Source organism: Thioalkalivibrio sp. K90mix, from assembly GCF_000025545.1.
Taxonomy (GTDB): Bacteria; Pseudomonadota; Gammaproteobacteria; order Ectothiorhodospirales; family Ectothiorhodospiraceae; genus Thioalkalivibrio.
Window position 1 is genome coordinate 488,431 of record NC_013889.1, and the last position, 11,874, is coordinate 500,304.

Here is an 11,874-nt window from a genome sequence, read left to right on the forward strand (position 1 = left end):
ATTAGAGCGCCGAGATTTCCGCGCGGATCTGGTTGTCCAGATTCTGTACCCAGTTGTTGTAGTTCGGGTGGATGCGGCCATCTTCGTAGTTGAGGTTCGAGCTGTCCTTGTAGCGGATGCTGTACGCCCCGTCGCTGTAGGGGATTTCGACCACTGCAATATGGTCGCGCAGCGACAGCCGACCTTCGAGCAGGCCGGATTCGGTCTCGCTCATCTGCCAGCCAAGTGCCGCACCGGCGTTGCGGATCGCCTTTTGCATCTGCTCCGCGCTCGGGCGTTCGCCGTGCACGTCGGTGACTGTGGTGTCGCTGACATTATGTACCGGTGCAGTACCGCGACAGCCTGCCAGCACGAGCACGCTGGCCACGAACAGGATCAGCAGGAGTCTTGCAGGCATGGAGGCGTCCTTATGGGGGATGATGGTTCACAGTGTAGGCATCGTGGCGGTGAATTGCCATGATCGGGCCCGTAAAAAAGATATATGAATCCGACTCTTGCCGCGATTCTCAAGGTCTGCGAAGCAGTCCCAGGTGCCGCAGCAGACCGAGTGGATGCAGGCCGCGTGCAAGTAGGCGCAGGGCGACCATCTGGATAATCCGCAGGGTGTCTGTCGCGGCTCGGAAATGGCTTGCGCGGTGCTGATCCGGGTAGATGCAGCGCACGGGCACCAGGGTGACCGGGAAGCCCAGGCGCTCGGCCTCGATCAGGGCCTCGCTCTCGAATACGAAGCTGCGGCGTTCGCCATGAGGCAGTTCCAGACGTCTTAACAGGTCAGCCGGATACAGACGAAAGCCGGACTGCGAATCGCGCAGCGGCTGTCCCGAGGCCCAGCCAATCCAGAAGTCGGCGGTGCGGTTGCCGAACAGGCGCAGAGGCGGTGTCGTTTCCCGGCCCTTGAGCCGGGCCCCGATTACCAGATGGTGGGGGTGGGCGCGCCAGGCGGCGATCAGGTTCGGGATCTCCGTGGCATCGTGCTGGCCATCCGCATCCAGTGTGATCACGGCATCCGCCCCTTGTTCCAGGGCGTGCTGCATGCCCGTCCACAGCGCATTCGCCTTGCCGCGATTGCGGGGTAGTCGCAGGAGTTCCACTATCCCGGGCTGTACCCCGATCCGGTCGGCAGTGCCGTCCTGCGAGCCGTCGTCGACCACGATCACCCGGTCGACATGAGGTTGCGTGGCCGCGACGACGGCGGCGATCGTGGGGGCCTCGTTATGGGCCGGTATCAGCGCGTGGACGACCGCCATCGGTTCGGGTCAGGCCAGTGCGCCATTGATGCCGATCACCTGGCCGGAGACATAGCCGGCCTGCTCGGAGGCCAGATACGCCACCAGCCCGGCGACCTCTTCGGGGCGTCCGGCGCGCTGCGCGGGCACCATGCGCCTGATCGTCTCGGCATCGAAGCTCGACTCGCTCATCGCGGTCTCGATGATTCCCGGCGCGACCGCGTTGGCCGTGATGCCGCGCGACCCGACCTCCTGGGCCAGCGAGCGGATGGCCCCGTGCAGTCCGGACTTGGCCGCGGCGTAGTTGGCCTGGCCGCGGTTGCCGACCACGCCGGCCACCGAGGAGATCGCAATCACGCGCCCCCAGCGGGTTGTAATCATGGGCAACAGCAGCGGCTGGGCGACGTTGTAGAACCCGTTGAGCGCGACATCGATCGGCCGGGCCCATTGTTCCGGGCTCATGCCGGCCAGCGGCGCGTCATCGTGCACGCCTGCGTTGTGCACCAGGATCTGCACCGGCTGCGCAGCCGCAACGGGCTCCAGCTGTGCCCGCGCGGCAGCGGCGTCGGTGATGTCGAAGACCAGGACATCCGCCTGCCCCCCCTCGGAGTGGATCTGTTCGGCCAGGTCCCAGGCGGGGCCCGGGTTGCGGTGTGCATGCAGCAGGACCTCGCAGCCGCTATCGGCCAGCGCCCGCGCGATGGCCTGGCCGATGGCGCCGCTGGCGCCGGTGATCAGTGCGCGATGGCTCATGTCGGATCATCCTCGGTTTGCAGGATCACGGTCGCGCGCGCGGACAGGACGGGCTCACCCTCGGCCGATACCTCGAGATCATAGATGGAGCTGTTGCGATCTGACATCACGCTGCGGGCCGTGATGTCGAGGTCCGCGTTCAGGTCGTCCAGCTCCGTCCGGTGCACGCGCAGGTTGCGGACCGCGGCCAGGAAACCGGCCCTGGGTGGTCCGGCGTCGGCCAGCAGGGCGCCATGCACGGCCATCGCCTGGGCGCCGTACTCCAGCGCCGACAGGGCCGGGAGCCCGGTGGTGTTGCGCAAGGGGTTATCAGGGGCGCGGTGGCTGATGGCGCGGCAACGGATCGCCTGTTCGTCCCATTCGACCACCGCCTCCAGCAGGCACATTGCGCCTGCATGCGGCAGCAGGCGGCAGATCGCCTCGTGGTTCAGTTGGGGGCTGGCGGCCTTCATGTGTGGGATCGTCCTGATCCGTCGCAGAGAGTGAGGCGAACCGCGGAAAGATCAGGGCGTGACGCGGATCTCCAGCGATCGCCCCAGCGGCGCGGCAAGCGTAACATGACCGCCTTCGCCGCGCGCGAGGACCTCCAGCAGGGGCAGGGCACGGGCTGCGGGGTTGGTGCCGCGCAGGGCCTCCAGCGAATCCTGGCGGCAGGGGGTTGGATCGCCTCCTTCGCCCAAGGCCAGTTCGAGGGTGGGCCGCCCGGCAACGGCGGGGCCCAGGCGCAGGCCGACGGCGAACGGCTCGGTGATGGGCCGTACACGCCGGAACGTGGCCATGGAAGCGACGTCGTAAGCAGCCAGCAGGACTTCGCCACCGTCAGCCTGCAGTAGCGTGGCGGCCTCCAGCAGTCCTGCCGCCAGCGTCGCATCGAAACCGGAGATGGCCGTTGCCGGGGCTGGATTTCCCGTCGCGATCGACCAGTTGCCGGCCGGTGCGTTGTGTACCGAATTGTGGAACTGCACCGGCGAGACCATGGGCTCCGCCTGTGTCAGCGCCTCGCAGATGCGGTCGATGATGTCCATGTCCCCGGAGGACGAGGCGAACACCGAGCGCAGCTGGCTGCGGTCGCAGTCGGCTGTGGCCTCCTCTGCGGCCTTCAGCGCCAGGCGAATCGTGTCCGTCGTGCGGCGGCGCTCGTTGGCCGGCAGCAGGGTGGTCGGCGGGATGGTCACCGGCGCCCGCTCATAGGGCTCCTGTCCGGCGAGGACGGGGCGCGCCGAGGCGAAATCGGCCAGGCCCGGGCCCAGCAGGCCAACGCCCGCAATACCAACCTTCATGCGGCCTCCAGCAGCAGGCTGCAGTTGTTGCCGCCGAAGCCGAAGGCATTTACGAGTACATGGCGGATCTCGCGTTCCTCGGCGACCCCTCGGGCGTCCAGTTCAAGCTCGGGGTCCGGATGGTCCAGTCCTGCCGTGGCGGGTACGAAGCCCCGCTCCAGGCTGGCCAGTGCCTGCGCGACCCCGACGGCCCCGGCCGCCCCGAGGGTGTGGCCGGTCAGGCCCTTGGTGCCGGTGGCGCGGCTGTCTGCACCAAACAGGCGCGCCAGGGCGCGTGCCTCGGAGCGGTCGTTGGCCGGGGTCGCGGTGGCATGCATGAGCACATAGTCGATGGCCCCGGCGGACCGCTGTGCCCGCGTGAGGGCCTGCTCCATGGCGCTCGCGGCGCCGAGTCCCTCCGGATGCGGGGCCGACATGTGGTGGGCATCGCTGGATTCGCCGTGGCCGATCAGCCGGGGACCGGCCGCACCGCTGTCGGGCCTCTCCAGCAGGAAGAAACCGGCGGCCTCGCCGATGGAGATGCCGGCGCGCTCGGCATGCAGCGGGCGGCAGGGTTCCGGTGCCACGAGTTGCAGCGCATTGAAGCCGTGCAGGGTCATCCCGCAGAGGCTGTCCACACCGCCGACCACCGCCGCATCGCAGAGCCCCGCCGCAATAAAGCGTTCGGCATCGGCAAAGACCTTGGCGCTGGACGAGCACGCCGTGGAGACCACCATCGCCGGGCCCCGCAGGCCGAGCCGGGTACTGACGAAATCGGCCAGCGAGAACATGTTCTGGGTGTGCTGGTAGTCGTAGTCCGGTGGCAGGTCCCCGGTAGCCGGTTCGCGGCGGCGGTAGGCCTGCTCCGTTGCGGCGATCCCCGAGGTGCTGGTGCCCATCAGGACTGCGATACGTCCGGCACCGTAACGTTCGCGCGCGGTCTCGACGGCCTCGATGAAGCCATCCTGGCGCAGCCCCAGCTCGGCCAACTGGTGGTTGCGGCACTGGAACGTGGCCAGGTGATCCGTCAGCACGATCTCCTCCACACCCGTCACACGCCCGATGTGGGTGTCCAGCTGCACGGAGTCCAGGTCGCAGGCGCGCAGCCCGCTATGCGCTTTGTGCAGGGCGTCGGCATTGGCCTGGCGGCCGGTTCCGGTGGCGGAGGTCAGGGTGTGGGCGGAGATGACCAGTGGATTCATTCGGCGGGCTGCGGTTGGCGGGACTTGTAGCGGCTGGGCTCAGTGATTTGCGGGTACTGTACGTCGCGACTGGGGGGGCTGCGCCAGAAGCGCGGCTGCGAGAAAGGAAAATACCACGCCCAGCACTACCGTGAGCCCCATGGCCCGCAGCACCGGCAGACTGGAAAGGGCCAGCAGGCCAAACACGGCCACGGTGGACAACGCGCAGATGCTGACCGAAGTGGCCGTGTCCTGCCGCGCCTGCAGGTCTCTCAGCGGACGACTGAAAAACACCGCGTAGTCCAGACACAGTCCGACGATCAGCAGCAGCGCAATCAGATGGAAAAGCGACAGGGAAACCCCGAGCAGGATCAGCGCAGCCACGGTCAGGACCAGCCCGCTCCCTACCGCGGTCAGGATGCGCAGGCTGCGCCCGGGCGCGCGCGTGACCAGCAGCAGTAACAGGGCGACGGCCACCACGCCGAGGGCCAGCCGCTCCAGCGCCTGATCGCGGAATCCGCTGACCAGGTCCTCCGAGGCGCGCAGAAAATCCACGTGCTGCACGCCCACATCGGCCAGGCCGGGCAGGTCTGCCAGCGGTTCCCGCTGCAGCCATTGTCTCACCGCGGTTGCATCCTCCACGCCGCTGAGCCGCACCCAGGCCAGCCAGTCGCCGCGGTCCACGTCCGGCATCAGCAGAGTCCCTGTCGTCTGGCGCAGCGGTCCTTCCGGAAGCGTCTCCGGTGTGAGCGGCTCCAGGTCGCGGGTCCGGGCCACATCCTCCAGAAAGGGCTCGAAGGCATCCGCGCGGAAACCCAGCCCGTCGACCGCGGTGTCCAGTCGCGCGCGCAGGGTGTCCGCGGCGGGCAGGGCCTCCTGGCGTATGCGCTGCAAGGTCTGGCTCGGCAGGACCTGGGCCGCATGGTCGTAGTCCGTCAGCGTCCCCTGGTCGCGCAGATCTTCAAGGCCCGGGTTCAGCGCTTCGATGGCCTGTAGCGCCCGCTCGGGGTCCGGAGCGGTAATCAGCAGGGCATGGCGGATATCTGGCAGTCCCAGGGCGTGGCGCAGTTCGCGGTCGCGGTCGATGTGCTCCTGCGGGACCGGGTGCAGGGCGCCCAGGTTGCCCTCCCAGGGGAACGGGTCGGTGCTGGCGATAACCACCAGCGCCCCCAGCACGGAGGCGGCCAGGATCCAGCGCGCCGCCACCGGAGGCTGCGTCAGAGCGGCCGGTACCGGGAGGCGGGCCGGTGGTACCCCGTCACGCTGCAACGCCTGTGGCATCAGGCGAGGCAGTACCCAGCGCGTGGTGATCGCGGCCACGCCAACTCCGGTCAGCACGAACAGCCCGAGCTGGGCCATGCCGGAAAACCCCGTGATCGCCATTAGCGCGTAGACCAGTACCGTGCTCCCGGCGCCCAGGCCAATCGCCGGCCACAGCTCGCGTGCCACGCCGCGCATCCCGTCACGCGGGGGCGGCCGGCTGTGCGCGAACAGGTGCAATGGGTAGTCGAGCGCGATGCCCAGCACGGTAATGCCGAACGCCAGTGCGATCCCGTGCAGGTGACCGAATACCATTGTCACCACCGCGGCGCCGGACAGAATGCCGGTCGCCAGTGGAACGGCCGCGAGCCAGACGGGGTGGGGGTGGCGGAACACGACCAGCAGGAGTGTGGCCAGGGCCAGGCTGGCGGCCAGGCTGAAGGCGGTGATCTCGCCCCGGATGCGCCCGCGCGCTTCGACCGCAATCACGGCGGGCCCCGCGACGAGCAGACCCAGGTCGTCCGCGTACTCGGCGAAGGCCTCGTCCAGCGCCTTCAGGAGCGCTTCCTGACCGTCCAGATCCATGCCTTCAGCCGCGCTGTGCAAGACCAGCAGGGCCCGCTCGCGCTCGGGGTCGACCCAGACGCCATGGCGGTCGCGTTCGCCCCCGCCACCAGCCTGTCCCAACTGTTCGAGCACCACCAGTGATTCGCCCGTGGGGTCGCGGCCGATCAGTTCCCGGGGCATCAGCGGGGCGGCACTACCGAGGTCCTCCCGACGTTCCTCGAGCTGGTCGCGCAGGGTGTCGACAGAGAAGCGCTCCGGGGTAACCTCGGGGCTCAGGAGATAGCGGTGCTCAAGCAGGAAATCCAGGGCGGGGTCATCCGGGTCGAGACGCCCGTTACGGATCTCCGCGACCGCGGGGTGGTCGCGCAGCGCCTGGACCAGATGGTCGCTGGCATCCGCGCGTGCCTGGCTGTTCCCGCCCTCGAGGCCCAGCAGCAGGATCTGTCCGGCCGGGCCGCCCCCGGGGTCCAGCGCCACCCCGGTCTCGGTGACCGGCTCCGGGGTGAAGCCCTGAAGGTCAGTGACCAGTTCGCCCCGCCACAGCAGGATGCTGGCTGCCACCAGCAGCCCGATCAGCCAGAGCGCCGGTCCCGGTGACAGGGGGAAGCGATTCGGCACCAATCAGTCGCCGTCTTGCGGATCGAGCTGCATGCGGCTGTGGCGACCTCCGGACTCCTCGGTATCCAGCCGCAGGAGGGCACCGCCCTCGCCCTGGAGCTCAAGTCCGAGGATCATGCGACGAAGGGCGCGGTCACGCGGGGCGAGTTCCAGCTTCCAGGCCTCCAGGTCGCCTTCGGTGTCGACTTCGAAGTGTTCTTCCAGTCCCTCGCGTTCCCCCTTGGCAAGGGAGCGGAACAAGGCGGCAAACGCGGCCAGGCCCGGCTGCTCGTCCAGGTCCACCTCGCGGCTGGAGCCTCGGCGTTCCACGATCACCTGGCGTCCCTCGATACGCACGCGTTCGCCGCCGTCGCCATCCATACGGCGCTCCAGGATGTCTGGCGGCTCGAACACCAGCGTGCCGGTCCGAGTCTCGGGGAATTCGAGCAGGGGGTCCTGGCGGGTTTCGCGAAAGTCGATACGTGATGGCGGATTGTCGGCCAGTGCTTCCAGGATCTGGTCCAGTGTGTCGCCGGAGGTCTCCGCCTTGGCAAATAGCGGGCAGGCCAGCAGGAGTACCGCCAGGGCCAGCGCCCGGACCCCGAGCAGTTGCCGGCAGCAAGGCTTAGCGGGACGAGTCATTCCAGAAATCATAGAAGTTGAACCAGTTGTACGGGGCCTCGCGCACGCGCGTCTCGAGGCGATCGGCGTAGCGTTGCACCCATTCGGCCAGGGCCTCTTCGCGTCGGCCGCGGGGGGCCTCGATGACGTCGGCAAAGCGCTCAAAGACGATATCGTAGCGATTGCCGCCGCGATAGAGGCCGAAGCACAGAATGACCGGGACCTTGAGCACTGCGGCCAGCAGCAACGGGCCCTGGGGAAAAAAGGCCCGGCCCCCGAGGAAACGGCATTCCACCATCTTGTCACTTTCGGCCACGCGATCGGCCAGGGTGGCCACAATCCCCCCCTGTTCCAGACAGTCGCGCGCGTGCAGCAGGGTCTCGGTGTCGCCCAGGGGAATGACCGACGCGGCGACCTCGGGGTTGAGCGCCTCCAGCAACTGGGTGATGCGCTGGTTGTGATTGCGGTACATCAGCACGCGAACGGGAAAGTCGTTTTTTCCGACCGCGAGTACCCGCAGGGCCTCGAAGCTGCCCAGGTGTGCCCCGAGCAGCAGGGCCCCGTGGCCGCTTTCGACGTGCTCAAGGAAGATCTCGCGATTGTGAACATGAAGATCCAGGCACGCGTCTTTGCCGGACAGCAGGAAGACGCGGTCCAGGATCACGGCTGCGAAGCTGTGGAAGTGCCGGGCAATCTCGCGCAGGCGCGGCTCGCGTCCGAGCACGCGGCGCAGGTAGTCCCGGCTGTAACCCCGGGATTTCGGGGCAAACAGAAGAAAGTAGGCGGTTATCGGGTAGAGCAGTGTGCGACCGGCCGGCCGCCCGAGATGCAAGGCAACCCACAGGATGATGCGCAGCGCCAGGGGGGACCCTCGCTCCCCCTGGCTGAACCACCCCCGGCTCACGCCGTTTGTCCGGCGTCGTGCAGCTTCAGTTGTCCGCTACACAGGGGTTCGGATGTCTCCGCACCGTCGCGGATAACGCGGAATGCGCGCAGGCCGCTGGTACCAGGGGGATCAATCTCCACCCGGAAATCGACCTCCGGAAGCAACGGCGCCAGAAATTTCGCCCGTGGCAGGGCGGCCACCGGCCCCAGGCCGCTTGCGCGCGCGACGGCGTCCACCGTGTCCAGGATGACCACGCCCGGTACGACCGGCTGACCGGGGAAATGCCCGGGCAGTGAGGGGTGGTTGGCCGGGATGCGGCGTGTGGCAATGATTGGTGCCATTGCTCAGGCGCACTGCCCGTGCTGGTCCAGCAAGTCCAGCAGGACCTGGCGCGGGAGTTTGCCCGTCGCGCTGCGGGGGAGGGCTTCCACCATCACCAGGGGACGCGGAAGGAACAGCGGGTCCGTGGTTTCGGCCAGGGCCGCCAGAATCTCGGCCTCGGAGCGCTCCGGGGCGACCACGATCGCAGCCAAACGCGCGGTCCCGCTGTCCTGTCCGGAATCGGGCGGGATGAACACGCCGTCCTCTACGCCGGGAATGGCGTTCAGGCGCCGGTTCAGCTCGGCCAGTGAGGCTCGTTTGCCGGCGATATTGAGCTGATCCGCCAGGCGTCCGCGCATGCGGAAGCGCTGGGCATCTTCCCACTCGATGCGGTCGGGCAGGGGGACTGGTGCCGGGTGCTGGGGTCCCTGTACCGCCACCCGGTCGCTGCCCTGGGCCGTCAGCGCAATCCCGTCATAGACCGTCCACAGAGGCTCCCGGGCCGTCTCGCGGCTGGCAATGGCCCCGGCCTCGGTGCAGCCGTAGATCTCGCGGACGGTCGCGCCAAACAGTGTTTCCGCGGCCTGTGCCCGGTCTTGTTCCAGTGGGGCAGTGGCGCTGAGGATGCGCGCCGCCCTGGGCCAGATCAGGCCCGCCCGCAGGCAGGCGTCCAGGTGAAATGGGGTAGTGACCAGGTTCGCCGGGGCATGCTCGGCCATGGCCTGGCGGATATCGTCCGGGAAGAACGGGCGTTCGGCCAGCAGTGTGCAGGGGCCGAGCAGGGCATACAGCACCGTGGATTCCAGGCCGTACATGTGCTGCGCGGGGACCGTCCCCACCAGTGTTCCTCCGTCGGTATCCAGCCCGAAGCGGCGCAGGGCCTGTGCGGTCACGACATGAAGGCTGTTCCAGCTCCTGCTGTGAGCGGTGGGCTGTCCGGTGCTGCCCGAGGTATAGGCGTGTACCGCCATCTGATCCGACGGGATCTCCGGGGTCGCGCCCGCATTGTGGGCGTGCTCTGTCCCGTCCACGGTGACCGGGATGACGGGGAGGGTGATACTGAGGTCCCGCTCGTCCACCAGGGCGTGCGCGCCCGGATGACGTTCGGCGATCTCGCTCAGGGTGGTGCGGGCACGGTTCGGGGGAAGGATGCTGGCACCGCCGCGTAGCAGGATCGCGGCAAACGCGACCGCAAAGCGATAGCGATCCTCGCAAAGGTTGAAGTGGGCTCCGCCGGCCGGGATTCGTCGGGCGAGGGTGCGGACATCCGCCAGAAATGCAGCCCGCGAGACACGGCGGCCCGCCACCCAGGCCAGTGGCGTTGGGTGGTCGGCAATCAACGCTAGTGTGTTCGAGTCCCTCATCGTTGTCTCAGGATTTGGCGGTGGTCGGCGCGCGCCAGTGCGGCGAGGTAGGGCAGGAAACCCGCCCGGGGTTCATCGCGCAGGAGCCAGCGCCGTAATGGATATTCCAGCATGAACAGCGCCGCCAGGAACAGATAGTTGATCCCATTTGCGAACAAGGCCCAGGTGGTGGTGGGCACCGCCACCGCCAGTATCGCCGACAGCAGGGCGAGTCCACCGCACAGCAGGGCCCAGACGGCGGTCAGCCGCCGCGTATAGCGATGCACCGGCGTGCTGTCGGAGGCGCCCATGGCCAGCGCATACCGGGTGATCAGGGGGGTGGAGCCCGGACGCAGGGAGCGGGCAAACAGCCATGCCAGGGCCCCCTGAATAAGCACCGGTACTGCGTAGATCAGCCATTTCCCGGCCGGCTCGGCACCCAGAAGCAACACTAGCACGGCCAGCACCAGGGCCATCACCGCTCGGCCGAGCACGGGCAGGACCGGCCAGGCGAGGACCAGGATGAGCAGCGCCAGCCAGGCCAGCGGCAGTCGCGGCAGCTCCAGGAAAATGCCCGCGATCACGGCCACCGGGTAGCCCAGGGCTACCGCGGCGGCGAGACGGGTACTCACGACGTGGCTCGGTGCGCCTCGATATGGGCGGTCAGGGCCCGCAAGGATGCGAAGATCTGGCGATTGTTCTCGTCATCGGAGCGGATCTGCACGCCATAGGCCCGCGAGATGGCCAGTGCCAGTTCCAGCGCATCGATCGAGTCCAGCCCAAGGCCCTCGCGGAACAAGGGGGCCTCCGGCTCGATGTCCTCGGGGCTGACCTCTTCGAGATTCAGGCTGTCGACGATCAGCCTGGCGACTTCCTGTTCCATTGCGGTTTGTGCTGCCACGTCTCTCCCCTAAATAGCGACGGAATCCGAAAGCGTTTCCCGGGGAAACGCTGATTGTTCCCCTGGGGAGGTGCTGGGCGCGCCGTGCACCTCCCGGCCCGGGGCCGATGATACGCAACCCCAGGGGGGCGTGGTACCCTCCAAATGCAGGGAATACGCGGTTTTGCGGGCGGGGCGGCAGAGTGGGTGCTCTCACGGGGGGCAGCCAGTCGACCGCCAGCGAATCGCCAGGGGGCAAGTATGGGGGGCGAGTCGTGATCGGCGGTCGGGTAGGACTGCGGCGCGTCGGGCCGGACGGGCTGCTGACCTTCGGGCTGTCCAATCTGGTCATTGTGCTGACGGCGGGACTTAGCTGGCTCGCGTTGTGGGGGCGTATGCATCTGTGGGTCCGGAGCCTGGACTGTCCGGGCCGAGCACCCTGGGTCATTGTCCTGGGGCAGCAGTTACAAGAGGGTTGCCCTGGACCGGGTTACCGGCTGCGCCTGTTGCGAACCCTGCGCCTGCTGCGGCGCGACCCGGAGGCCCGCGTTCTGCTGCTGGGCGGATACACATCGCCCGAAGGCCCCAGCGAGTCGGCCGCGGGTGCGGCCTTTCTGCGTCAGCGCGGCATCCCGGCCTCTCGCATCTTTTGTGAAGAGGACTCGCGGCACACCCTGGAGAATCTGCAAAACGCCCGCGACCTGCTCGTCCAGCGTACCGGCGGCCGCCTGCCGCGCTGTGTGCTCGTGACCAGTCGCTTTCACCTGCCCCGTGCGGTGGCCATCGCGCGCGGGGTGGGTCTCGAGGTCTGTCCCTGCCCTGCCGAGCGCTCGCCCCGGGTGCCACAGGTGCGTCTGGCGCGGGAAATCTGGATGCTGCACTGGTATCACACCGGACGACTGTTTGCCCGGTTAATCCGTCATCAGGGGATGCTCGACCGGATCAGCTAGGCCTCCAATGCGGTGACCGTGCGGTGACCG

The 11,874-nt window shown here is 68.1% G+C and carries 14 protein-coding genes; 1 reads left to right on the forward strand and 13 read right to left on the reverse strand.

Annotation, left to right across the window (positions count from 1 at the left end):
• Position 1: 1 nt before the first annotated feature.
• The 13 genes from TK90_RS02325 to TK90_RS02385 all read right to left on the reverse strand — a co-directional run bounded on the left by TK90_RS02325 (position 2) and on the right by TK90_RS02385 (position 10,915).
• Positions 2-397 carry a hypothetical protein gene (locus TK90_RS02325; protein WP_012981883.1) on the reverse strand — a complete coding sequence of 132 codons (396 nt, stop codon included), beginning with the start codon at positions 395-397 and terminating at the stop codon, positions 2-4.
• Positions 398-506: 109 nt separating this feature from the next.
• On the reverse strand, positions 507-1,247 hold the full coding sequence (locus TK90_RS02330; protein WP_012981884.1) for a glycosyltransferase family 2 protein: 741 nt from the start codon (positions 1,245-1,247) through the stop codon (positions 507-509).
• A gap of 9 nt (positions 1,248-1,256) precedes the next feature.
• Complete coding sequence (gene fabG, locus TK90_RS02335; protein WP_012981885.1) at positions 1,257-1,979, reverse strand: 3-oxoacyl-ACP reductase FabG; 723 nt, start codon at positions 1,977-1,979, stop codon at positions 1,257-1,259.
• Positions 1,976-2,431: a hypothetical protein gene (locus TK90_RS02340; RefSeq protein ID WP_012981886.1), complete on the reverse strand. Its 456-nt coding sequence runs from the start codon at positions 2,429-2,431 to the stop codon at positions 1,976-1,978. The genes fabG and TK90_RS02340 overlap by 4 nt, the downstream gene beginning before the upstream one ends.
• Before the next feature lie 51 nt (positions 2,432-2,482).
• Positions 2,483-3,259: a beta-ketoacyl synthase chain length factor gene (locus TK90_RS02345; protein ID WP_012981887.1), complete on the reverse strand. Its 777-nt coding sequence runs from the start codon at positions 3,257-3,259 to the stop codon at positions 2,483-2,485.
• Positions 3,256-4,440, reverse strand: a complete 1,185-nt coding sequence (locus TK90_RS02350; RefSeq protein WP_012981888.1) for a beta-ketoacyl-[acyl-carrier-protein] synthase family protein — start codon at positions 4,438-4,440, stop codon at positions 3,256-3,258. The genes TK90_RS02345 and TK90_RS02350 overlap by 4 nt, the downstream gene beginning before the upstream one ends.
• 39 nt (positions 4,441-4,479) lie before the next feature.
• A complete protein-coding gene (locus TK90_RS02355; RefSeq protein WP_041444163.1) occupies positions 4,480-6,867 on the reverse strand; it encodes an MMPL family transporter in 2,388 nt (795 codons plus the stop codon).
• Positions 6,868-7,485, reverse strand: coding sequence for a LolA-related protein (locus tag TK90_RS02360; RefSeq protein ID WP_012981890.1), 618 nt, complete (start codon positions 7,483-7,485; stop codon positions 6,868-6,870).
• On the reverse strand, positions 7,469-8,368 hold the full coding sequence (locus TK90_RS02365; RefSeq protein WP_012981891.1) for a lipid A biosynthesis acyltransferase: 900 nt from the start codon (positions 8,366-8,368) through the stop codon (positions 7,469-7,471). Before TK90_RS02365 ends, TK90_RS02360 begins: the two co-directional genes overlap by 17 nt.
• Positions 8,365-8,691, reverse strand: a complete 327-nt coding sequence (locus TK90_RS02370) for an ACP dehydratase (RefSeq protein WP_012981892.1) — start codon at positions 8,689-8,691, stop codon at positions 8,365-8,367. The genes TK90_RS02365 and TK90_RS02370 overlap by 4 nt, the downstream gene beginning before the upstream one ends.
• Before the next feature lie 3 nt (positions 8,692-8,694).
• Positions 8,695-10,035 carry an AMP-binding protein gene (locus tag TK90_RS02375; protein ID WP_012981893.1) on the reverse strand — a complete coding sequence of 447 codons (1,341 nt, stop codon included), beginning with the start codon at positions 10,033-10,035 and terminating at the stop codon, positions 8,695-8,697.
• On the reverse strand, positions 10,032-10,646 hold the full coding sequence (locus TK90_RS02380; protein ID WP_012981894.1) for a ketosynthase: 615 nt from the start codon (positions 10,644-10,646) through the stop codon (positions 10,032-10,034). Before TK90_RS02380 ends, TK90_RS02375 begins: the two co-directional genes overlap by 4 nt.
• A complete protein-coding gene (locus TK90_RS02385) occupies positions 10,643-10,915 on the reverse strand; it encodes a phosphopantetheine-binding protein (RefSeq protein WP_012981895.1) in 273 nt (90 codons plus the stop codon). The genes TK90_RS02380 and TK90_RS02385 overlap by 4 nt, the downstream gene beginning before the upstream one ends.
• Positions 10,916-11,169: 254 nt before the next feature.
• Here TK90_RS02385 and TK90_RS02390 point away from each other — a divergent pair, with 254 nt between their 5' ends.
• Positions 11,170-11,844: a YdcF family protein gene (locus TK90_RS02390; protein ID WP_012981896.1), complete on the forward strand. Its 675-nt coding sequence runs from the start codon at positions 11,170-11,172 to the stop codon at positions 11,842-11,844.
• Positions 11,845-11,874 lie beyond the last annotated feature (30 nt).